Annotated in this window: 20 protein-coding genes and 1 tRNA gene; 15 read left to right on the top strand and 6 right to left on the bottom strand. The window is 61.1% G+C overall.

All coding sequences use genetic code 11. The features are described 5' to 3' along the window. Positions 1–24: 24 nt before the first annotated feature. Together AC0V6U_RS03870 and AC0V6U_RS03875 are read right to left on the bottom strand one after the other, a co-directional pair. Entirely contained in the window at positions 25–198 is a 174-nt protein-coding gene (locus AC0V6U_RS03870) for a Flp family type IVb pilin (RefSeq protein WP_472644896.1), read from the bottom strand. Positions 199–313: 115 nt separating this feature from the next. After that, positions 314–499, bottom strand: a complete 186-nt coding sequence (locus tag AC0V6U_RS03875) for a Flp family type IVb pilin (RefSeq protein WP_472644897.1) — start codon at positions 497–499, stop codon at positions 314–316. Between the two features lie 113 nt (positions 500–612). Between AC0V6U_RS03875 and AC0V6U_RS03880 the strand changes: the two genes are divergently transcribed. From AC0V6U_RS03880 to AC0V6U_RS03905, 6 genes are all read left to right on the top strand, one after another. Continuing rightward, the gene (locus AC0V6U_RS03880; RefSeq protein WP_486169536.1) at positions 613–1,008 is read left to right on the top strand and encodes a (deoxy)nucleoside triphosphate pyrophosphohydrolase; all 396 of its coding nucleotides are present in this window, start codon (positions 613–615) and stop codon (positions 1,006–1,008) included. Between the two features lie 61 nt (positions 1,009–1,069). Then, positions 1,070–1,146: transfer RNA gene (locus tag AC0V6U_RS03885), tRNA-Arg, on the top strand. Positions 1,147–1,301: 155 nt separating this feature from the next. Beyond that, positions 1,302–1,919 (top strand): GTP cyclohydrolase I FolE, encoded by a 618-nt coding sequence (gene folE / locus AC0V6U_RS03890; RefSeq protein ID WP_472644898.1) that lies wholly within the window; start codon positions 1,302–1,304, stop codon positions 1,917–1,919. Positions 1,920–2,208: 289 nt separating this feature from the next. Beyond that, complete coding sequence (locus AC0V6U_RS03895; RefSeq protein ID WP_472644899.1) at positions 2,209–2,580, top strand: hypothetical protein; 372 nt, start codon at positions 2,209–2,211, stop codon at positions 2,578–2,580. 35 nt (positions 2,581–2,615) lie between these two features. Beyond that, positions 2,616–4,775, top strand: coding sequence for a hypothetical protein (locus AC0V6U_RS03900; RefSeq protein ID WP_472644900.1), 2,160 nt, complete (start codon positions 2,616–2,618; stop codon positions 4,773–4,775). Beyond that, positions 4,768–5,496 (top strand): hypothetical protein, encoded by a 729-nt coding sequence (locus tag AC0V6U_RS03905; RefSeq protein WP_472644901.1) that lies wholly within the window; start codon positions 4,768–4,770, stop codon positions 5,494–5,496. Before AC0V6U_RS03900 ends, AC0V6U_RS03905 begins: the two co-directional genes overlap by 8 nt. 263 nt (positions 5,497–5,759) lie before the next feature. On the opposite strand, the gene AC0V6U_RS03910 is transcribed toward AC0V6U_RS03905, so the two are convergent. Continuing rightward, positions 5,760–6,239, bottom strand: coding sequence for a peroxiredoxin (locus tag AC0V6U_RS03910; protein ID WP_472644902.1), 480 nt, complete (start codon positions 6,237–6,239; stop codon positions 5,760–5,762). 405 nt (positions 6,240–6,644) lie between these two features. On the opposite strand from AC0V6U_RS03910, the gene ahcY reads away from it, so the two are divergent. The 8 genes from ahcY to trxA all read left to right on the top strand — a co-directional run bounded on the left by ahcY (position 6,645) and on the right by trxA (position 19,724). After that, complete coding sequence (ahcY, locus tag AC0V6U_RS03915; RefSeq protein ID WP_472644903.1) at positions 6,645–8,063, top strand: adenosylhomocysteinase; 1,419 nt, start codon at positions 6,645–6,647, stop codon at positions 8,061–8,063. Between the two features lie 113 nt (positions 8,064–8,176). Continuing rightward, on the top strand, positions 8,177–10,504 hold the full coding sequence (locus tag AC0V6U_RS03920) for a sensor histidine kinase (RefSeq protein WP_472644904.1): 2,328 nt from the start codon (positions 8,177–8,179) through the stop codon (positions 10,502–10,504). A 13-nt stretch (positions 10,505–10,517) separates the two neighbouring features. Further along, positions 10,518–10,973, top strand: a complete 456-nt coding sequence (gene tsaE, locus AC0V6U_RS03925; protein ID WP_472645696.1) for a tRNA (adenosine(37)-N6)-threonylcarbamoyltransferase complex ATPase subunit type 1 TsaE — start codon at positions 10,518–10,520, stop codon at positions 10,971–10,973. Continuing rightward, a complete protein-coding gene (locus tag AC0V6U_RS03930) occupies positions 10,970–11,977 on the top strand; it encodes an aminoglycoside phosphotransferase family protein (protein ID WP_472644905.1) in 1,008 nt (335 codons plus the stop codon). Before tsaE ends, AC0V6U_RS03930 begins: the two co-directional genes overlap by 4 nt. Then, positions 11,974–12,696 carry a nucleotidyltransferase family protein gene (locus tag AC0V6U_RS03935; protein ID WP_472644906.1) on the top strand — a complete coding sequence of 241 codons (723 nt, stop codon included), beginning with the start codon at positions 11,974–11,976 and terminating at the stop codon, positions 12,694–12,696. The genes AC0V6U_RS03930 and AC0V6U_RS03935 overlap by 4 nt, the downstream gene beginning before the upstream one ends. Positions 12,697–12,821: 125 nt before the next feature. Further along, positions 12,822–15,842 (top strand): double-strand break repair protein AddB, encoded by a 3,021-nt coding sequence (addB, locus tag AC0V6U_RS03940; RefSeq protein ID WP_472644907.1) that lies wholly within the window; start codon positions 12,822–12,824, stop codon positions 15,840–15,842. Further along, on the top strand, positions 15,839–19,327 hold the full coding sequence (gene addA, locus AC0V6U_RS03945) for a double-strand break repair helicase AddA (RefSeq protein ID WP_472644908.1): 3,489 nt from the start codon (positions 15,839–15,841) through the stop codon (positions 19,325–19,327). The genes addB and addA overlap by 4 nt, the downstream gene beginning before the upstream one ends. 76 nt (positions 19,328–19,403) lie before the next feature. After that, positions 19,404–19,724, top strand: coding sequence for a thioredoxin (gene trxA / locus AC0V6U_RS03950; protein ID WP_472644909.1), 321 nt, complete (start codon positions 19,404–19,406; stop codon positions 19,722–19,724). Here the strand turns inward: trxA and AC0V6U_RS03955 are convergent. From AC0V6U_RS03955 to argJ, 3 genes are all read right to left on the bottom strand, one after another. Then, positions 19,628–19,924, bottom strand: coding sequence for an SEC-C metal-binding domain-containing protein (locus AC0V6U_RS03955; protein ID WP_472644910.1), 297 nt, complete (start codon positions 19,922–19,924; stop codon positions 19,628–19,630). The two genes, trxA and AC0V6U_RS03955, sit on opposite strands and share 97 nt — an antisense overlap. A 161-nt stretch (positions 19,925–20,085) precedes the next feature. Then, positions 20,086–20,895, bottom strand: a complete 810-nt coding sequence (locus AC0V6U_RS03960; protein WP_472644911.1) for an inositol monophosphatase family protein — start codon at positions 20,893–20,895, stop codon at positions 20,086–20,088. Further along, entirely contained in the window at positions 20,892–22,118 is a 1,227-nt protein-coding gene (argJ, locus tag AC0V6U_RS03965) for a bifunctional glutamate N-acetyltransferase/amino-acid acetyltransferase ArgJ (RefSeq protein WP_472644912.1), read from the bottom strand. Before argJ ends, AC0V6U_RS03960 begins: the two co-directional genes overlap by 4 nt. 88 nt (positions 22,119–22,206) lie before the next feature. On the opposite strand from argJ, the gene AC0V6U_RS03970 reads away from it, so the two are divergent. Then, positions 22,207–22,992, top strand: coding sequence for a TonB family protein (locus AC0V6U_RS03970; RefSeq protein WP_472644913.1), 786 nt, complete (start codon positions 22,207–22,209; stop codon positions 22,990–22,992). The last annotated feature ends 7 nt before the right edge of the window (positions 22,993–22,999 follow it).

Consider the following 22,999-nt stretch of genomic DNA (forward strand, 5'->3'; position numbering starts at 1 on the left):
CTCTCTTTTCGATAAGTCTTAGACTTAGGCTTCGTCGCCAGCCATAGAAGACGCCACTTTCGAGAAAGTGGTCTCAAGCTGAGTGCCGAGGCCTTGCATAGCGCCGATTGCGGCAACAGCGATAAGAGCAGCGATCAGGCCGTACTCAATTGCGGTTGCGCCCTGCTCATCAGCGAAAAGTTTGTTAAAGAATTTCATTTGTAGTCTCCTGGTTCAGTCTTCGATACCCACGCTCATTCCGATTCGGAGTGAACGCTCGTTGGTCTAGTTATAAGCTATTGAAAAAATCCTAATTCGCAGGCTTTCCAAAAAGTTAACCGCTCACAACATCTACGACAGCAGAATTTACGCGAGCCCAAAGTCCGGTGTTCTCATCCGCGACACCGCGAAGAGCCCCCAAAATTGCGATCACGATCAAACTGACGATCAGACCGTATTCGACAGCGGTGGCAGCTTTTTCGTCGCTCCGAATTTTTCTCAGAGTTTTAAAGAAAGACATGTTCACTTCCGTCAATTACGTTCTCGATGAAGAGACAAATGGTCGCAGCGCGTTAAGAAAAGGTTGATGGCGGCCACAGAAATGGAAAAAATTCCGACATGGCGATGAACTGGATGCCCGTTGTAGCGGGGGCTCTACAGGGCGCAGATGGCCTGTGGCTGATGCATCGGCGGCCTTTACACAAAGCGCATGGAGGTCTGTGGGAATTCCCTGGCGGTAAGGTCGAATCGGGAGAAACCCCTAGGAACGCGTTGATTCGCGAGCTTCATGAAGAGCTTGGCATTGTGATCGAGCCAGAGGATTGCACCCCTGCTGGATTCGCGGAAGACGATGGAACGCCGTCCAATCGCAAGATTGTCATTCTTCTTTACACAATCGCCAAATGGCAGGGCCTGCCTGCTGCATTGGAAGGCGGAGAGGTCGGCTGGTTCACGCCTGATCAGATCGCCGCGCTCGACAAACCGCCCTTGGATGTGACGCTGGCCAAGCAGCTTTTCAAAAAAGCATGACACTCTCGCGCTAAAGGGATTGCCAAGCGCAGCCACCGCCCGTATGTGCCGCTCCTCCAGCGCACCCGTAGCTCAGCTGGATAGAGTACCTGACTACGAATCAGGGGGCCGGAGGTTCGAATCCTTCCGGGTGCGCCATGAAAAGGGACTGACTATGCGGTCGGTCCCTTTTTTGTTTCGGCTCACCACCAACTTGGAAGCCTCACTCTCTTGCAATCTTCACATTTGCCACGCGTCAGATTTTGCGCAAAGGATCTGCGCGGGATCAGACGAAGCAACAGAAAGCGATACGAATGAGCGACTTGCACGATCACGATATGGATCCCGACAACCCTATGGCAAAGCCTGATGTGCCCGATCATGTGCAGGACGCGATCCGCACATTGATTGAATGGTCCGGGGATGATCCCGCGCGCGAAGGTCTGCTCGACACGCCAAAGCGGGTGGGGCGCGCATGGCTTGAATATTGCCAGGGCTATAAGGAAGACCCCGCTATTCACATGAGCCGGGTGTTCGAGGAAGTCGGCGGCTATGACGAGATCGTCATGCTGAAGGACATTCCGTTTCAATCGCACTGCGAGCATCACATGGCGCCGATCACCGGCAAGGCGGCGATTGCGTATCTCCCCAATAAGAAGGTCGTTGGCATATCCAAGCTCGCCCGCGTGCTGCACGGCTATGCGCGCCGCTTGCAGATTCAGGAGCGGCTGACGGCGGAGGTCGCTGCCTGCATCTGGGACAATCTGGAGCCGCAGGGCGTTGCCGTTGTGATCGAGGCGCAGCATGGCTGCATGACCGGGCGCGGCGTGCGCACACCGGGCGTCGGCATGATCACCTCGCGGCTCTTGGGCTGCTTCCTAGAGGACCACCGCAGCCGCAAGGAGGTCATGGCTCTGATGGGTTATGGCTAGGCTTTAGCAAGGCGGCGAGCCGCGCTGGAACGCATTTGCGTTTTTCAAATCTGTGACTTTTGCGAGAAAACGCGTGTTCCCAGCGGTTTGCGCGCAAAATGCAACGTGACGTTGTGACTTTTGGAGTTTGCGCGTGTTTGGCGCGTTCCAAGCGCGCGCAAAAATGCCCCGTGCGACGCAAACACGCCGCCGATATTGACTGACACTCACGATGAAAAAGAGCCGCGACCGGGTTAGCGCAAGCCGCTCTGGTAGGAAAATTCGGAGTGCGCGTTTGCGGGCTCTCTGGATGACAGACCGATGGGTTTCACGAAGCGCCCAATCCAGCGCCCCCATTCGGCGAATCAAGGTGATCTCGCGCGGCGTTGCAGTGATTCGCTTTGGCCAGAGAAAATTCGGCCAAAATCGCGCCAAAACCCAAAAAAAGCCCATTTTTCGCAAAAAAAGTGGCCAAAAACGCAAATTACAACGCTTTTTACAACGCTTTTTACAACGCTTTTACAACGCTCATTACAACGGTCGCCTGTCATCACGTGCCTTGAAGACGAGGCGCCCTGCCGGTGAGGTGTGGCTGATTGGTGAACGTACGATCCCGCCAATTGGTCACGCCTCATTGGGCCGCTCTATTATATGGGGAGCAACCAAAAGCGCCTCGTCTTGAATGTGAACAACACACGCAAGACAGGGAACATGACAATGAAAAAGACCACTCTACTTTCGACCGCAGCCGCAGCAACCATCGCCGCGCTGACATTCCAGCCCGCACCCGCCGCGGCTCAGTCAACACAGGTTGGCACGAATGCAAACGCCAACGGCGAAAATTCCACAGCCGTCGGAGGGGCTGCCAGGGCGGAAGGCGATGACTCAACAGCGGTTGGCCATGCTGCAGTGGCTGATAACGACCGCTCAACGGCTATAGGCACGTTCGCACAAACAAGAGACGGCGCTGTGGATGCCACTGCGGTCGGCGTTTCTGCAGTGGTGAACGGAGACCGAGGCACAGCAGTTGGACGCAGCGCTTTTGCCCAAACCGATGGTGCAGCGCTCGGGCATGCCGCTCGTGCCCTAGCCACAGCCACAGCAATTGGACAAGACTCTGATGCAAGTGCCTTTCAAGCAATTGCGCTTGGTCAACTTGCCAATGCGTCCGCAACCGGTGCCACCGCGCTTGGAGGAGGCTCTGCTGCATCTGGCACTCAAGCAATTGCACTTGGCCAAAATGCCAATGCGTCTGCAAACGGTGCCACCGCGCTTGGAGGAGGCTCTGATGCGACAGGCATTCAAGCAATTGCGTTTGGCCAAAATGCCACTGCGGCGGGCAACAATTCGGCTGCTATCGGTTTTGACGCAAGCGCCACAGGCGTGCGTTCTGTTGCACTGGGTGCTTTTTCCCAGGCCAGCTCAAGGGCAGTTGCTAACGGAGACTCGGCTATTGCATCCGGCACTGCTGCGATTGCCATTGGCTCGCAGTCGGGAGCAGGCGCCGAAGGGGCCATTGCGATCGGCGGAGATGGAGACGATGCAGACACTACAGGCGCGCAGGCGACTGAGTTAGGCGCGATTGCTATTGGTCTGGACGCACAAGTCGTTACTGGCGCAGATCAAGCAGTTTCAGCCTTTGGTGCGATTGCTATAGGGCGTTTGACGGAGGCGACGGCTACTGGCGCAGTGGCGATTGGCGACCAAGTAGACGCGATGGCCGATGGCGCGGTGGGGATTGGCTCTTTTGCACAAGCGACGGCCGATGGCGCGGTGGCGATTGGCGATCAAGTAGATGCGAGGGCCGATGGCGCGGTGGGGATTGGCTCTTTTGCACAAGCGAGGGCCGATGGCGCGGTGGCGATTGGCGATGCAGCAGATGCGACGGGCGAAAGCGCGGTGGCGCTTGGAGAAAGTGCGGGAGCAAGCGCCTTTGGCGCCATTGCGATCGGCGGAGATGGACCAGACGAGGACACAGGCGGAATATTTGGAGCGCAGGCGGACGCGGATGGCGCGATTGCTATTGGTCTGGACGCCCGAGCCGTCACTGGCGCAGGTCAAGAAGCTCCAGCCTTAGGTGCGGTGGCGATTGGCCTATTGTCATCAGCGACGGCCAATGGCGCGGTGGCGTTTGGCGCATTTTCATCAGCGACGGCCGAGGGCGCAGTGGCGCTTGGCCGGGCCTCAGAAGCGACGGCCGATCGCGCGGTGGCGATTGGTGAATTTGCAGATGCGACGGCCGATGGCGCGGTGGCGATTGGCGATGATGCAAATGCGGTGGCCGATGGCGCGGTGGCGCTTGGCCAGGGCTCAGATGCAACGGCCATTGGCGCGGTGGCGATTGGCGACCGAGCATTTGCGACGGGCACAAACGCGGTGGCGTTTGGTCTTTTTGCAGATGCGACCGGTGAAAACAGCTTTGCCGGTGCTGCGCGTTCGAGCGCAACAGGAGCCGGTTCCATCGCGCTGGGCTCGGATGCGGTTTCAGGTGGCGCAGGCAGCTTTGCCGGCGCTGCGGGTTCGAGCGCGAGTGGCAACAGGAGCATTGCTCTGGGTGTGGATACCAGTTCAGCCGGTACGTCATCGATTGCGATTGGCGGCGACGGCGCGGATGAAGATGAGCTTGGCGCTCAGGCAACGGCTTCTTTTGCGGCGGCAGTCGGATCGGATGCGGTGGCCAGCGGGTTTGGCGCCAGCGCTTTTGGGGTGAACGCGCAAAGCACACGGACCTTCTCCGCGGTCTTTGGCCGCAACTCTGCTGCTACGGCTAACAATGCGGTGGCCTTTGGTAATGCGGCGACCGCGAGCGGTGCGTCAGCGATGGCTCTTGGCAGGGCTGCAGAAGCGAGCGGAACAATCTCTATCGCGGTTGGCTAAGCTTGCCAATGCTTCGGGAGAAGCAGCAGCGGCGATCGGCGCAGAGGCGGCCGCAGCGGGGCTTGATGCAACAGCCATTGGCGCGACAGCGAATGCCAGCGGCGGGCGGACAACAGCGATTGGCTTTGCGGCAGATGCAACGGGCGTCAATTCCACAGCGGTGGGCCGCGGGGCGAGTGCGGGCTTTGCCAGCTCGACGGCGATTGGCCGCGATGCGACGACAACAGCCGGGAACCAAGTGACATTGGGCGGCGCGGGTTCATCGGTGCGCATTGGCGATATTGCTGCATCGACAGATGCTCAGGTTGGTCCTGTTGATGCGGTGACCGTAGACGCCAACGGCACACTGGGCCGTCAAAGCGTGGCCACCGCCGCCTCGGTCGATAACGTACGGGTGGCGCTCAATGCGGTTGCGCAAGTCTCCACGGCGCAATTCGATGCGCTGTCGGGCCGGGTGCAGGATCTCGATTTCCGTCTCGAGGAGCTAAGCGATAGCACCAGCGGCGGGATCGCAGCGGCTGCTGCGCTTGGCAGCGCCATCGCCATGCCGGACAAGGCCTTCACCATCGCAGGCAATATCGCGACCTATCGCGGTCAGCAGGGCTTTGCCGCGAGCTTCACTGGCCGCGTGAGTGACAGCTTTGCAATCGGAGCTGGGGTCGCTGGCAATACGGGTGACGGCTCCGTGGTCGCTCAGGCTGGCGTGGCGTTTGGGTTCTGAGGGGACTGACGCGCCGGTTCGCTAGTAATATCGGGACGCGGGCGAGGGGGCTGTTCGGTTTCTAACTGGCAGCTACCTTGCCAAGCGATGGGGCGGTTTGCAATTTGGCTTTCGAGCCGCTGCAAACCGCCTCTTTACTTCGGGATTTATGATTGAGTGTGGCTGAGGCACAAAGCATAGGTCCGGCGAAATGTCTGGCTCTTGGCCAATAAAAAGGGCGCCTCTTGCGGGGCGCCCTTTTTACGTTTGGCTTGATCGGCTGATTACAGCTGCCCGAGCATATATTCCGCGCTGGAGACTTTGAACTCGCCGCCGTCTTCCACGTTCAGCTGTTCGACCACGCCGTCATTCACGACCATAGAGAAACGCTGTCCGCGCTTGCCCATACCAAATCCGCTGCCATCCATGGTCAGGCCAACGGCCTCGGCGAAATCGGCATTGCCATCGGCCAGCATGGTGATGTCGCCGCTGCCCGCGGCATCGTTCCATGCGCCCATGACGAACGCATCATTGACCGCAGTGCCGACGATTTCATCGACGCCTTTGGCTTTCAGTTCCTCTGCCTTGTCGACGAAGCCTGGCAAGTGCTTGGCCGAACAAGTTGGCGTGAACGCGCCGGGCACGGAAAACAGCGCGACCTTCTTGCCAGCAAAATAGTCTGCGGCCTGAACTTGCTCTGGGCCTTCTGCGGTTGCCTTTACCAAAGCCACGTCTGGGAGCTTGTCCCCTACTGAAATCGTCATCGCGCTGTCCTTTATTGAAGAGTGAACTGGAGCCCATGATTTAATGCCCGCGCGGCCAGCTTCAAGCGCTATGTCGTGCTTAAGATGGCTTTACTGTGCTGGTTCAGCCTTCTGTAAAGGCGGCTCGGCCATGGTAGGTTGAAACAGGGTCGCATTCATCTCATCTGAGAGCACAATCGATCTCATCCCCCGCGCCGGATTCTTATCTGGTGCAAAGGGAGGCGGCTGTGCACGCCCCCGCGCAGCCGCCCACCACTTTACCATCAATCCCCGCTCACCGCAGCGCGCTCACTCAAGCGCTAGGGGTTCGCCGCGATCACATATAAAGATAACTTTATATTTGCTTGTCTAGCGGGTGGAGGCTAGGGCGCACCCAACAATTTCACATTCCCCTAGGAGTCTCTCATGGCCACCGCAGCCGCTACTCAAGACTACATCATTAAAGACATCGCGCTGGCTCAGTTTGGCCGCGATGAAATCCACATTGCAGAAACCGAAATGCCGGGCCTGATGGCTCTGCGTGAGGAATATGGCGCGGCGCAGCCTTTAAAGGGCGCGCGGATCACTGGCTCGCTGCATATGACGATCCAGACCGCTGTGCTGATCGAGACGCTGATTGCTCTGGGCGCGGAAGTGCGCTGGGCGACCTGCAACATCTTCTCCACCCAAGATCACGCCGCCGCTGCGATTGCCGACCAAGGCATTCCCGTGTTCGCGATCAAGGGCGAGACGTTGGCGGATTATTGGGATTATGTTGGCCGTATCTTCGATTGGTCGACCGATGCCGATCCAGACCTGACCGCGAACCTCATCCTCGATGATGGCGGCGATGCGACCATGTTTGCGCTGTGGGGTGCACGGATCGAAGCGGGTGAGGAAATGCCTGCTCCAGCGAACGCCGAAGAAATCGAATTTCAGCGCGCTCTGAAAGCATTCGTCGCGGCCAAGCCCGGCTATCTCACCAAGAGCGTGCAGGCTATCAAAGGTGTGTCTGAAGAGACCACCACCGGCGTTATGCGCCTTTATCAGATTGGTAAGCAGGGCAAGCTGCCATTCCCGGCGATCAATGTGAATGACAGCGTGACCAAGTCGAAGTTCGACAACCTTTATGGCTGTAAGGAATCGCTGGTTGATGCGATCCGCCGCGCAACCGACGTGATGCTGGCTGGTAAGGTCGCGTGCGTCGCTGGCTACGGCGATGTGGGTAAAGGCTCGGCTGCGTCGCTGCGCGATGGCGGTGCCCGCGTGATGGTGACCGAAATCGATCCAATCTGCGCATTGCAGGCGGCGATGGACGGCTATGAAGTTGTCTCAATGGAAGAGGGCGCCAAGCGCGCCGATATCTTCGTGACCGCAACCGGCAATGAAGACGTGATCACCGGCGAGCACATGAAGCTGATGAAGAACATGGCGATCGTGTGCAACATCGGCCACTTCGACAGCGAGATCCAAATCTCCGCGCTCGACAATTACGATTGGAAAGAAATCAAAGAGGGCACCGATATGGTGACCATGCCGGACGGCAATAGCCTGCTGATCCTTGCCAAGGGCCGCCTCGTAAACCTCGGCTGCGCCACGGGTCACCCAAGCTTTGTCATGAGCGCTAGCTTCACCAACCAGACGCTGGCTCAGATTGAGCTCTACACCAAGGCGGACGAGTACAAAAACGAGGTCTATGTCTTGCCGAAACACTTGGATGAGAAGGTTGCGGCGCTGCACCTTGAAAAGCTTGGTGTGCAGTTGTCTCAGCTCAGCCAGAAGCAAGCGGATTACATCGGCGTGCCGAAAGACGGCCCGTTCAAGCCGGATCACTATCGCTATTGATCGTTTCAACTCATCGATAAATTTGAAAGAGCCCTCGCAAAGATACGAATTTGCGGGGGCTTTTTCATGCGCCACCCGTTGCATCGCGGCCCTGCGCCGCATAGCTGCATAATATGGAATTTTCTCCCACCGCTTTGGCTCTGATTGGCCTTGTGCTCGCCGCATGGACGGTGGGTGCTGCGGTGCTGATGCTGCGCGCCTCTGGCCAGAGTCGGCGCACGGGCGCTTTGCAGACCTCGCTGCGGCGGATGCAGCGGATGCTCGATGTGGCGCCAGCGGTGCCTTTGCTGGTCCGGGTCGATGGCCGGATCGAAGCGCCAGAGCGGCTCGCGCGTTGGTTTGGGCTGGAGACCATGCCCAAGTTTTTGAGCGAGCTTGATGGCGGCGAGGGCGCTGGGCTGTCGGCTGAGCAATTGGCTGACCTGTCGGAAAAAGTTCGCCGTACGCAGAAGAGCGCGGCTCCGTTTCAGTTCACCCTAACGCCGCCCGGCTCCGGGCGTAGCCTGGCCCTGCAAGGGGCATTGGCTGATCCGCAGGTGTCCCCAGGCGGCGCGGCGCTCGTGTGGGTGTTCGACTTTTCTGAAAGCCAGCAAGAACTGCACCGGCTGCGCGGCGCGGCGGCGCGGGCGGAGAGTGATTTTGCCGCGCTGATCGGCCTGATCGAGGCCGCGCCTATGCCGATGTGGTTCCGCGGCGATGATATGAAACTGCAACTTGTGAACCAAGCCTATGTCGATGCGGTTGCGGCGAGCGACGCCAATGATGTCGTCAAACAGCAGCTGGAATTGATCGAGCCGGTCGATGGCGAAGCGCCATCAGAGATCGCCAGCAAAGCGCTGAGCGAGCAGGGTAAGATCGAGCGCACGGTGCCTGCCACGATCCACGGCCAGCGGCGCAGTATGCGGGTCAGCGATCTGCCGCTCGGCACAGAAGGCGTTGCGGGCTATGCGATCGACATTGAAGAGCAGGAGCAGGAGCGGCGCGAGTTCAGCGCCTACCGCGATGCTCAGCGCTCCATGCTTGATCAGCTGTCCGCAGGCGTCGCTCTGTTTGATGCGAGCGAGCGCCTGACCTTTGCCAACCTGCCGTTGCGGCGTTTGTTTGAGCTGACCGAGGGTTCGCTTGACGGTTCGATTTCCTTCGACCGTTTCCTGACCGATGCGCGCGAGCGAAAGCTGACCCCGGAAGTGCGCGATTTCCCGGAATGGCGGCGCGAACATGCCGCCTGGTTTGAAGCGGCCGAAACGCAGGAAGAGGCCTGGCCACTGCCCGGAGGTACGCATTTGCGGATCGTGGCCCAGCCTATGCCGGACGGCGGGCTGGTGATGATTGCGGAGGACCGCACCGAGCAGCTCTCGCTCTCGGCGACGCGGGACACTCTGCTGCGCACCCGCGCGGCCACGCTCGACAGCCTGTTTGAAGCGCTGGCGATTTTTGCGCCAGATGGCTCTTTGCAATTGTGGAACCGCAGCTTTGCCGGGACATGGGGCCTGACCAGCGAGTTTCTCGATACGCACCCCAGTGCAGAGGCTCTGATCGAGGCCATCGGAGAGAATCTGGCGAAGCGCGGACAGGCGCAATCGATCAGCGCGGTGGTGCGCGCGGCGACGCTGGATCGTCAGGAAAAGGGCGGACGGATTGCGCTTAAAGACGGGCGCACGCTGGAATTTGCCGGTGTGCCGCTGCCCGATGGCAATGGCTTGCTGACGGTGCTGGATATCACCGCGTCAGAAAACGCAGAGCGCGCGCTGCGCGAACGCAATATCGCGCTGGAAGAGGCCGACACCGTGAAGGCGCGCTTCCTCGCCAATATGTCTTATGAATTCCGCACGCCGCTGACCTCGATTGGCGGCTTTGCTGAGCTGATCAAGAGCGGCGCAGCGGGCGAAGTGAGCGAGCAAATGGGCGAATATGTCGACGCCATTATCGACTCGGTTAGCCGCCTGACCGACCAAGTTGAGAACGTGCTCGACCTTTCGCAAAGCGAAGCGGGCCTGATGCCGATCAGCAAAGAGGAGGTCGATCTCTTGCCATTTCTCACCGGGCTGGTGCGCGAGCGAGAGACCGCGATCGTCACCGCCGGATTGGGCCTCGATCTGCGAGGCAAGAAGGGCTGCGTTGTTCAGGCCGATCCAAGGCAATTGGGCCGCGCGCTTGGCAATCTGCTCGACAATGCGATCGCGGGCACGCCGGAGGATGGCAAAATCCTGATCAATATCGCGGCCAAAGGGCAGGGCGCAGAAATTGCGATTTCCGACAATGGCCGGGGCATGAGCGCAGAAGAGCTCGCCCGCGCACTGGGAACAGCGGGCGCCGATGATGAAAAGCGCCAAGGGCTGGGCATTCCGCTCGCCCGGCAATTGATTGAGGCGCATGGCGGCACGTTTGATCTGCAAAGCGAAGAGGGCGCAGGCACCGCTGCGATCATTCACCTACCGTGAGGGCGCGGAGATGATGCGCGAGACTTTGAGTGATCTGGCGGCGATGGACGCCTATGGCGCGCGCATTGCGGCGCAACTGAAACCCGGCGATGTGGTCTCGCTGACCGGCGGATTGGGCGCCGGTAAGACGACACTGGCCCGCGCGATTATCGCGGCGCTTGGCTATGAGCATGAGGTGCCATCGCCGACCTTTACGATCATTGAGGCTTACGATGCGCCGCCGCTGCGTATTCCCGTGGTGCATGCCGATTTTTACCGATTGGAGCATCCCGATGAGCGGCATGAGATTGGTCTTGATGATTACCGTGAAGGCGCGGCGTTGATCGCGGAATGGCCCGATCATGCGGGCGGTTTCGCGCATGAAGCGGCGTGTTTGTCGATCACTTTAGAAAACAGCGGAAATTCTGCGGATGAGGGGCGCATCGCGGCTATTGAAGCGGGCGCAGATTGGCTAGAGCGTCTGCCATGAGTGAGCTTCCCGATGGACTGCCAAATGGCATACTCGCATTCCTCGCCCAAGCTGGGTGGGGCGATGCCGCGATTGATCCGATCCCGGGCGATGCCTCGTTTCGCCGGTATTTCCGTCTGGCGCGCAGCGGCGGGGATGGCCCGGCCAAAGGCATGCTGATGTATGCGCCGCCGCCGCACGAAGACCCCGTCCCGTTCCTGGATGTGGCGCAGTGGCTTTGCGAGAACGCGATGCGCGCGCCAGAGATTTACGCCAGCGATGCGGCGGCGGGCTGGGTCCTGCTGGAAGATTTCGGCGACGACCGGATGCGCGATTGGCTGGACGATAATCCGGCAAGTGAGAGTGATGCCTATGCCGGGGCGATTGATGCTCTGGTGGAGCTGCACAAATGCCCGCCCGGTCCGTTCGCACCATACGATATGGCAACATATCAGCGAGAGGCCGCGCTGCTGACCGAATGGTATTGCCCAGCGCAGGGTCTATCGGTCGATGAGGCGGGCTATGCCGCGGCCTGGGAAGAGGTGCTTGCGCCTTTGCTTGAGCGCCAATCGCCTGGCGTCACGGTGCTGCGCGATTACCATGCAGAAAACATCATGCTGCTGAATGGCGTGCCGAGCGCGCCGCAAGGGCTGATTGATTTTCAGGACGCGCTGGTTGGGCATCCGGCCTATGATCTCGTCTCGCTGCTGCAAGATGCGCGGCGCGATGTTTCGCCTCAGCTGGAGACGGCGATGCTTGCAAGATATCAGGAACGCGCCGGAGCGGACGAGCATTTCGCCGCCGATTACGCGCGGCTCGGCGCTCAGCGGAACGCCAAGATCGTCGGCATTTTCACTCGCCTGTTCAAGCGTGATGGAAAGCCGCGCTATCCCACGCTGATCCCGCGCGTGTGGGAAGCGATGGAGCGCGACCTTGCGCATCCGGCGCTCGCGCCCGTCGCCAAATGGTTTGACGCCAATATCCCGCAGCATTTGCGCGCTGCAATGGGCGGAGAAATCACATGAGCGGCAAGCCTCTCGCCAGCGACACCGCGATGGTGATGGCCGCTGGCATGGGCAAGCGCATGCGCCCGCTCACCGCCAGCCAGCCCAAACCTTTGGTGCGGGTCGCGGGCAAGCCGTTGATCGATCACGCGCTTGATCGGCTCGCCGATGCAGGGATCGCGCGCGCGGTGGTAAACGTGCATTACCTCGCCGACGCGCTGGAGGCGCATGTGGCCGAGCGCAATGCTCCGCAGGTGGTGATCTCGGATGAGCGCAGCGAATTGCTGGAGACGGGCGGTGGCTTGATCAAGGCGCGGCCGCATCTTCCCGATCCGTTTTTTTGCCTCAACGCCGACAATATTTGGCTCGATGGGCCGCGCGATGCTTTCCATGACCTGTCGCGGCGCTGGGATCCAGACGTGATGGATGCGTTACTGCTGTTGGTGCCGCACGCCAATGCGAAGAATTTCACCGGGCCGGGCGATTTTCATATGGACCAGATCGGGCGTCTGAAACGGCGCGCGCCGGGCCGGATCGCGCCTTTCATCTACACCGGCATCCAGCTGATTTCGCACCGCCTGCTACGCGATGCGCCAGAGGGTAAGTTCTCCACCAACATCCTGTGGACCCGCGCGATCGAGGAAGGCCGCCTGTTCGGCGCGGCGTTTACCGGCCAATGGTTCGAAGTGGGAACGCCGCAAGCGATCGCGCCGACCGAAGACGCGCTAAAGCGTGGCTGAGCGGCTCCAATGTTTGCGTGCGGTGCCAGCCCGCTCCCCGCCCAACCACCCGATAAGGTACCCGAAAATATCGGGTGGTTGGGCGGGGGAGATGGGCCGGAACCGCCGCTGCGGAATTCATGTTCATGAATTCACGCAACAAAACGCCTAACGTCTATTCCATCGCTGCGCACCGCGGCTTTGCCGATGCGCTGGTCGCGGGCTTGGTCCCGCGTTACTCGGATGGCGAGCTTGGGCTGGCAAGGCTCACTTTGCTGGTCCCCAGTACCCGCGCCGCGCGCACGATCAGCGAAGCGTTTATTCGCCACGCTGGCGAGACGGGCAGCGCTGGATTGCTGATGCCGCGCATGGTCGCGGTGGGCGATCTCGACCTTGATGAAAAACTCGGCAGTCTGCTCGATCCGCTGGGCGCGAGCGAAATTCCGCCAGCGGTTGAGCCGATGCGCCGCTGGTTTGAGCTGGCGCATTTGCTGCGTGCAGAACTGGAGACGAGCGGCAAGCGCATGCCGCCGGGCGCTGCAATCTTGCGGATGGCCCGAGATTTGGCGCGCACAATGGACCGACTGCTGGTCGAGGAAAAGCGGCCAGAGGATCTGCTCGATGAGACGATCCTCAACCTTGAGCCAAGTCTGGCGGAGCATTGGCAGGAATCGATCCACCTGTTTGCCAAGGTCCAGGCACGCTGGCGCTTTGCCTTGGACGAAGGCGGCGAGGTGGATGCGGCGACCCGGCGCAACCTGTTGTTTGACCGGGCCGCGCAGGAATGGCGTGTAAACCCTCCGAAATCGCCGATTGTTGCCGCAGGTGTCACCAGTGCCGCGCCCGCTTTGGCGCGCATGCTGCGCAGCATCGCTGATCTAGAGAATGGCGCAGTGATTTTGCCCGATCTCGACCTGCAAATGCCGACAGAGGCGTGGGATGAATTGGGCCGGGCCGGGCAAAGCGATGAGCCTGATGGTGAGGTCTTTGCGCGCGGTGATGCGCTGACCCATCCGCAATATCACCTTAAGCTGCTGCTCGGGCGCATGGGGATTGCCCGCGCAGAGGTCCGCCCGTGGCACAGGCGCGGTATCGCGGCGGCAGACCCGGTGCGCAGCCACGCGATCAGCTCTTTGTTCCTACCGCCTGAGGCCAGCTCGTCCTGGGCCGAATTGGCACCTGAGAAACGGCGGCTGTCGGGGGTCCGCCTGCTAACCAGCGCCACCGCTGAGGAAGAGGCGCAGGCTATCGCCATACTCGTGCGTCAAGCTTTGGATGAGCCGCAGAAACGCATCGCGGTGATCAGCGCCGACCGCAGCCTCGCTCGCCGGGTAGTGCAGCATTTGTCGCGCTGGAATATCACGGCGGATGACACCGCTGGCCGTCCCTTGTCGCTGACTCCGGCGGGGCGTCTGCTCGGCCTGCTGAGTGAGCTTGCCAGCGGGGCGATCACGCCGACCGCATTGGTCAGCGCGCTCAGCCATCCATTGGTGCGCGGCGGCGATGATCGCGGCGCATGGCTTAGCCATCTGCGCAAGTTTGAACGCGCGCTGCGGGGTCCCGCGCCTGCACCAGGATTCGAGCCTTTGCGCGCCGTCGCCGCCAAGGCAGAAATCGCCGATTGGTGGGCCGAGGTTGAGGCTTTGCTTGCGCAGCTGCCCGGTGAAGCAGCGGAGCTGCCGCTGGCTGATGCGCTCGACACGCTCACTGTGCTGGCCGAGGCGCTGGCGGGTGAGGATGTGTGGGCGCGCGAGGATGGCCGCGCATTGTCCGCCATGGTGGAGGATATGCGCCTGCATGCCCGCGCCGCCGAAACGCAAATTGCGGCGAAGGATCTAGCCAGCGCCCTGCGCGAGGCGATGGACGAGATTGCGGTGCGGCCGCCCTATGGCGGGCACCCGCGTGTGGCGATTTACGGTCTGCTGGAATCGCGCATGGCCCGCGCTGATTTGGTGATTTGTGCGGGGCTGAATGAGGGAAGCTGGCCGCAAAGCCCGAGCCCCGATCCTCTGCTTGCCCCCGGCGTCCTACGAGCGCTGGGTGTGCCCGCATCAGAATTTCGCATTGGCCTGTCTGCGCATGACATGGCCGGGGCAATGGGCGCGCCCGAAGTGGTGCTCAGCCGGGCCGAACGCGACAACGAAGGGCCGACGATCCCCTCGCGGTTTTTGCTGCGGGTGGAGGCCTTGCTGGGCGAGCTTGCGAACGATCACCGCGAGAATGCCATTCCCGCTATGCTGCCTGCGCTCGACCGAATGGCGCCGCGCGCAAAGCCCTATGCGCGGCCCGCGCCTATGCCCTCCAGCGAGCAGCGCGCGGTCAATATTGCGGTGACCGCGCTCGACCGATTGCTTGGCGATCCCTATCAGTTTTATGCGCAGCAAATCCTGGGCCTGAAAGCGCTCGATGTGCTGGAGGCGGACCCGTTCAGCGATCCGGCCCTACGCGGCACTTTGACGCATAAGATCCTGGAATTGTGGCACGAGGCGCGCAGCCACAATCCCTCAGCCAATATCACCGAAATTGCAGAGGCGCATTTCCGCGCTGAGCAATGTCACCCTCTGTTTATGGGTTTGTGGCGGCCGCGACTGCTCGCGGCGCTCACGCGGTTTGCGGAATGGATCGATGCGGACGAGGCGGCTGACGAGAAACGCCAAGTCATCGCGTGGGAGCGCAGGGGCTCAATGCTGGTCGATGGCGTGCGCGTCTATGGCCGGGCCGACCGGATTGACCGGATGCCGGACGGCAGCCTCGCGATTGTGGACTATAAAACGGGCGCTCCGCCCAGCGCCGCGCAGGTCGAGGCGGGCTATGCCTTGCAGCTTGGCTTGCTCGGCCTGATCGCCCGCGATGGTGATTTCGAAGGGCTGAGCGGCGATGCGGGAACCTTCGAATATTGGTCGATGGGCCGCAGCAAAGCGGACAAGCAGTTTGGCTATAAAGAGGCGCCGATAAAGCTGCCGGGCAAGCGTTCTGGCCTGCCGCCAGAGGAGTTTCTGCCCACGCATGAGGCCAAGCTGGCCGAGGCCATTCGCCGCTTTATCAAAGGCAATGCGCCGTTTGTGGCCAAGGAAAATCCGGATTACCCCGGCTACACCGATTATGATCAGCTGATGCGTTTGGATGAGTGGATCATCGCGCTGGCCGATGGCGAGGATGCGCAATGAGCGGCGCGGTCTTCCCACTGGCGGGCAATCAGCGCGATGCGGTCAATCCGCGCGACAATGTCTGGCTGTCCGCCTCGGCGGGCACGGGCAAGACGCAGGTGCTTTCGGCGCGGGTGCTGCGTTTGTTGCTGCGGCCCGATGTTGATCCGGGCCAGATCCTGTGCCTCACCTTTACCAAGGCTGGTGCAGCGGAAATGGCGAACCGCATCAATGCTGTGCTGGCGCGCTGGGTGCGGCTGGAGCTGACGGCGCTCGCGACGGAGCTTGGCCATTTGGGCGCAGACATTGGCCCGAAGACGCAGGAGCGCGCGCGCACTTTGTTTGCCAGCGTGCTGGACTGTCCCGGCGGCGGTTTGCGGATCGATACGATCCACGCTTTTGCCCAGTGGCTGCTGGCCAACTTTCCGGGTGAGGCAGAGCTGCTGCCCGGTGCGCGGCCAATGGAAGACCGCGAACGTGATCTGCTCGCGCGCGAAGTGCTGTCCGACATGCTCAGCGATGCCGAGCGGACGCAGGATACAGCCGTGCTGGAGGCGGTCAGCCTGTTTGCCACTCGCAAAGATCCCGATGCTCTGCGCGGGTGGTTGATGCGCTGCGCCAGTGCGCGCGAGATGTGGCACGGTACAGGCGCGTGGCAGCCCCCAATGATGCCGCGCGTCAAAAGCCTGCTGGGCATGCCGGCGGACGCGGATGAGGATTGGGCGGTGCAGGGGCTTTCGCACGATGTCTTCCCCGACCATCAATTGCGAGCCATGCTGCCCATTCTGCGAGGTTGGAACGCGAAGGGCGGGCGCGAAAGCAGCGCCTTTATCGAGCGCTGGCTGACTATGGATGCGTCTCAGCGGGCGCTTGAAGTTGATGGTTTTCGCAAGACCTTGTTGAAGGCGGATGGCTCGCCGCGCATCATGAAAAAGCCGAGCGATGAGGACCCTCAGTTCCCGGCACGCCAAGAAGAGATCGCAGAGGCTCTGACCCTTGTCGCAGAACGCCGCGCGCTGCTCAATCTGGCTGATCTGCTCACCCCATCGCTGGAGCTGGGGCGCACATTCGCGCTGCGCTGGGAAGAGGCGAAAGAGCGCGAGGCGCTGCTCGATTTCGATGACCTGATCCAGCTTGCCGCGAGCCTGCTGAGCCGCAAGGAAGCCTCTGACTGGATCCGCTACAAGCTCGACCGCCGATTTGACCATATCCTGATCGACGAGGCACAGGACACCAATGCCGCGCAGTGGAGCATTGTCTTCGCGCTGATCGATGACTTTTTCTCCGGTGAAGGGGCGGCGGGCGAGAAGCTGCGCACGGTCTTTACCGTCGGCGATTACAAGCAGGCGATCTTTGGCTTCCAGGGCACCAGTCCAGAGAATTTCGCGCTGGCGAAGGACAAGGTGCGCGCCGCGATTGAGGCCGCACGCGAAAACGCCGCCGAGATGCGCGATGCCCGGCATGTGCCCAATTGGCAGGACCTCGATCTGGGGCAGAGTTTCCGCACCTCCAATGCCGTGCTCGAATTTGTGAACCGCGCGATTGGCGCGGTGGGGGCGAGCGCGTTTGGCCTGAAGGACGAGCCAAAGCCGCATATTGGCGAAGAGCGCGCTGGGCTGGTGACGCTTTGGAACCCGGTGACGGGCGGGGAGGATGACAGCGAGTGCAGGGACGGTGAGCAGCAAGATTGGCTGGCGCAGCACGACCGCAGGCTGGCTGACAAGATCGCCGATCAAGTGCGCAAATGGCACTCGCGCGAAGAGCCGTTTATTCTGATGAAGGGCGGCACGCCGCGCGCAGCGGGTGCGGGCGATGTCATGGTGCTGGTGCGAAAGCGCAAGGATCTCGCTGCGCTGATTGTTGCTCGCTTGCATGCGAAAGGCGTGCCGGTGGCGGGGGTCGATCGCTTGCGTCTGGGCGCGCCGCTGGCGGTGAAGGATTTGCTCGCGGCGCTGCGCTTTGCGGCCCAGCCACTCGACGATTTGATGCTGGCAAACCTGCTGGCGAGCCCGCTGATTGGGTGGAGCCAGGACGACCTGCTCAGTTTTTTGCCGCGCGCAAAGGGCGCGGCGCTATGGGATCACCTGCGCCGCCACGAGGATACGTTTGTTGCAGAGACGGCAGAGAAATTGCGCGATCTGCTGAGGCTGGCGGATTATGAAACGCCGCAAGCCTTGCTCGCATGGCTGCTGATCGGGCCGTGGCAGGCGCGGGCAAAGCTGGTCGCGCGATTGGGGCGTGAGGCGAATGATCCAATTGATGAGCTGGTCAATTCCGCCTTTGCCTATGAGGCGGCGTTCGCGCCCAGCCTGACCGGGTTTCTGCAATGGTTTGACGCAGGCGAGGGGGAGCTGAAGCGCGACCCGGGCGAGGCGGGTGAGCAAGTGCGGGTGATGACTGTGCACGGCTCCAAAGGCTTGCAAGCGCCGATTGTGATCCTGGCCGATGCGACAGGCAGTCCGGGGCAGGGCGGATCACTGGAATTGGATGAGGCACCGTTGGGCGAGGCAACACCGCAGGCTGACCGCCGCGTGGTGCCGCTGCCCTCGCTGTCGAAGGACGAAAAGGCAGGCCGCGTCAGCGAGGCTGAAGAAGCCTCGAAAATCGCCGAAATGCAGGAGCACTGGCGGCTGATGTATGTCGCCATGACCCGCGCAGAAGAGGGGCTGTTCATCACTGGCTCGCTGGGGCCGCGGCAAAAGAAGGGCCCGCATGAGGACAGTTGGTATGCCCGGCTCGCTCCGATCTTTGGCGATGAGGAAAGCGGTGAGGAGCTGGCCGGTCCGATCTGGGGCGCGCGGCGCGAATGGGGCTATCGCGCGCTGCATTTCCCAGAGGCTCGCGCGGGTGATGACGCGCAGGCTCTCGCTGAGCTGCCCAGCTGGGCGCGCACGCCTATCGGGCCAGAGCCGCGCCCACCGCGTCCGCTGGCGCCGAGTTCCGCTGGTGAAGATCAGGCCGCCGATCCGCCATTGCCGCCCGATCTCGCCAAGAGCGCTGCACGGCGCGGCGTCTTGATACACAGCCTGCTCGAACGTCTGCCAGATGTTGAAGCCGACGAGCGGGAATTTGCAGCCGAGGCATGGCTGGACCGGCAAGCGAGCGATTTGCCAGAGGACGCGCGGGCTGAAATGGCGGCGGCGGCGCTGCGCGTGTTGGAGGATCCGGCGTTCGCCCATATCTTTGCGCCCGAAGCGCTGGCAGAGGTTCCCTTGGCCGCAACCGTCGGCGGTATCGTGGTCGCGGGTACGGCTGACCGGCTGCTGGTGAGCGACGACGCCATCACCGTGGTGGATTACAAGACCACGCGCCGCCCGCCGCGCAGCGCGCAGGATGTGCCGACCGCGACGATCAAGCAGATGGCCGCCTATGCTGCTGCGCTGGAGGCGATCTATCCCGGCCGCGAGGTTAGGGCGGCGGTGCTGTATACCCAAACCCCGCAAATCCTGGAGCTATCCACGGAGCAATTGGGGTTACACAAAAATGCTTTGGGGACGGCGCAGTAAAGCTATTCGCCCAGCGCTTGAGAGTGCGCGCCCGCGCGCCTAAATAGGGTCCAACAATGATAACAGGAGAATTTCCATGGCCACCATCAATGTGACCGACGACAGTTTTAAAGCCGACGTGCTCGACAGCGAAACCCCCGTTTTGGTGGATTTCTGGGCCGAATGGTGCGGGCCATGTAAAATGATCGCACCTGCCCTGGAAGAGCTGAGCGAAGAGTTCGCCGGTCAGGTTAAAATCGCCAAAGTCGATATCGTCGACAACACCGACGTCGCCGCTGAACTTGGCGTGCAAGGCATCCCTTATCTGGCGATGTACAAGGGCGGAAAGCTCGTCGCTGAGCAAAAGGGCGCTGGTCCCAAGAGCCAGCTAAAAGCGCTGATCGAAGGCGCACTCTGATTTGATTGAGTGAGGGGCGCCCATCGAGCGCCCCTCCGCTTACCGCCAATAGTCATGGCGTTCGGCCCCATCGAAAGCGGCCTGAGGTTAGGCAGCATTTCTTGAAATCTTAGCCCTGATTTGCATGGACAAGGATCGTTGCGGCCGAGTTTCTCGACCAACTCCTTGTCACCGTGGACAAACCTGCGTCCACGTTTCACATGTGTTTCTGAAGGGAAGCCCTTGCGGCGCTTAGACGTGCGCTCGAAAGCAGGGCAGGTCGTTCAGGTCGTTGGTTTTGCGAGCCATGATAGCCTCCTGTTTGCTTTTCCCTCAAAGCGAGGGACCCCGCCAATAGCACCGGGCTACGCTGTGTAAAGCTTCAGACTGTGAGCCGCTTTGCGTAAGCGTCCCAAATAGCGGGGCTGGATGCGCCGAGCAATCCGGGCATGCCATGCTGATCGACGCGGTATGCGCTGCCATCGAGCCGCGCCGCTTTGCCGCCCGCTTCGTTGAGCCAGAGCACACCGGCGGCGTGATCCCAAGCGAGCGTGCGCTCAAAACTGGAGACATCATTTTCGCCTAGAGCCAGGCGCGGATATTGCTCCGCCGCGCAGCGAGGAATGTCTGTCAGAGTGTAGTGCGGGGCGATTTTTAAATCGACTTCAGCAATCTGATTCTCGTCGAGGAACAGCTTTGAAATCGCCGCGACGGGGGGCTTTTGCCCGGTTGTTTTCGCGGCGATCTTGATCCCGTTCACAAAGGCGCCTTCGCCTGCGCGGGTATGGCACAACCGGTTGCTAATGGGATCATACAGCCAGCCCGCCACTGCATGGCCCGCATCCGCCAGAGCGATAATAATGCCGAAGGGTTCTTTGCCCTCGGCGAAATTGGCCGTCCCATCGAGCGGATCGATGATCCAGCATTGCTGCGACAAATGCTCGAGCACGCTTTCATCCGCGTGCGCTGCCTCTTCGCCGACCACAGGCACGCCGGGCGCAAGTTTGTTGAGAGCTTCAGTGAGGAAGCTTTCCACCTCGCGGTCGACCACGGTAACGGGATCATCCTCGCCTTTCATCTCAATCTCGCCCTCGGCAAGGTTCTGAAACCGGGGCAGCATGGATCCGCGCGCGGCAAAGCGCATCAGATCGCGAATTTCTCCGTCAAGCGCGCTAATGCCCTCATCACTCATGATCGGTAATCCGCATTGATCGAGATGTAACCGTGGGTGAGATCGCAGGTCCAAACGCTCGCGCGGCCATCGCCAATGCCCAGATCAACCGCGAGATCAATCGCGTCGCCTTTGAGATGCTCGGCCACGGGTGCCTCGTCATAATCCTCAACCGGCAGGCCATTCTTTGCCGCCCACACGCCGCCGAATGCGATGGAGAGCGTGTCGCGGTCCGCCGGTTCGCCAGCCTTGCCGACGGCCATAACAACGCGGCCCCAATTGGCGTCTTCCCCGGCGATAGCGGTCTTGACCAGCGGTGAATTTGCAATGGCCAGGCCGACGCGGCGCGCACTGTCGTTATCGGCTGCGCCGCTCACGCGCACCGTGATGAACTTGCTCGCCCCTTCGCCGTCGCGCACCACCAATTGCGCGAGCTGTCGGCACAGATCGGTGAGGGCGGCGGCAAAGGCATCTGTGCCGGGGCTGTCAAAGCTCTCGATCCGGGCATTGCCCGCTTTGCCGGTCGCAAAGGCCAGCACCGTGTCGCTCGTCGAGGTATCGCCATCCACGGTGATGCAGGAATAGGTTTGCGCATTCGCCGCGCTCAGCAGCTCTTGCAGGAACGCCGGGGCGATGTCCGCATCGGTGAAGATATAGCCAAGCATGGTCGCCATATCGGGCGCGATCATACCGGAGCCTTTGATGATCCCGACCAGCTCCACGCGGGTGTCGCCAATAATGGCGGACGCGTGCGCGCCCTTGGCAAAGGTATCCGTCGTACCAATCGCATTGGCGGCGTCTTCCCAGCCCGCTTCCTCCGCCGTGAAAGCCGCGGATAGGCCTTCGCGCGCTTTGTCTTTGGGCAAAGGTACGCCGATCACGCCGGTGGAGGAAACGAACACATCGCCGGGTTGGCACCCCAAATGTTCGGCGGTTTGCGTCATGATCGCCTCGACCGCCTCGCGCCCGCGATAGCCGGTGAAGGCATTGGCATTGCCCGCATTGACAACCAAGGCGCGGGCGCAGCCATTGGCGAGATTTGCGCGGCCCAGCTCAACCTCGGACGAGGCGCAGGCGCTTTGGGTGAACACCCCGGCTACGGCGGTTCCTTCGGCAAGCTCAACATAGGTCAGGTCAGCCCGATCCCAGTCTTTATAGCGCGCGCGGGCCGTGCGCACAGTAACGCCAGCGATCGGCGGCATGTCGGGAAAGGGCAGGGCCAAGGGCGAAGTCTGAAGTTCCATGGGCTCATCCCGTACTGCGCAAACTCGACCATCGCAATTGCGGTGTTTGTTGTTTGGCATTCAGCCAAGCTCTGATAGGCCTACGCTTATGAAAAAGATCAACTTTATGTTCGTCGGCGGTGTTTTTGCATTTGCCAACATCGCCGCCATTTCCGCCTCCGCGCAGTCTGCCGATGGTGGAATTCGAGAAGGAAGCGAGCCCGTTGAAGCGGCAGGTGACCGGGCAGTGGATGCAATGGAGCAATCTCCCGCGATCTCCGCTCCTCCGATACCTCGGCCTCCTCGCATTGGAATTGCAAGCGGCAATGGCGCTCAGGAAGATAAGGGAACCAAGGCCTTTCCAGAGAGCAGAGCGCGCAATTGGATCACTCAAGCGGATTATCCCGCAACTGCATGGGTGGCCAATGAGGAAGGGCGCACCGAATATGATGTAACCGTCAGTGACCTTGGCAAGCCGACAGACTGCAAGATCAGCAGCAGTTCTGGCTCCGCGGTGCTTGACGAGGCGACCTGCCAGTTGGTCATGGAGCGAGCCGAGTTTAAGCCTGCGACGAGTGCGGATGGCGTTCAAATTGAGGATGTATATCAAGGGTCCCATTTCTGGCGCAAGAAGGAGCCAGAAATGCCGCAAATGCGGATTGTGTTTCAATATCTGCATACTGCGGAAGGGGTAACAACCGATTGCGACCTCTTAAGCATCGAAGGCGATATTCCTGAAAAAATGCGAGCAGACATTGAGCGCGATCGGGAGCGCGGCAGGCTCTGCTCCGGGTCACGTGGGCGTCCAGGGGTGCCTTACCGTGATGAGAATGGTGTGCCTGTTGCCAAGCGGGTGACTGCTACGATCGATGTGGTGTTGGAGGATCCTGAATAATGCGCGC

The organism is Erythrobacter sp. W36, from assembly GCF_057364935.1.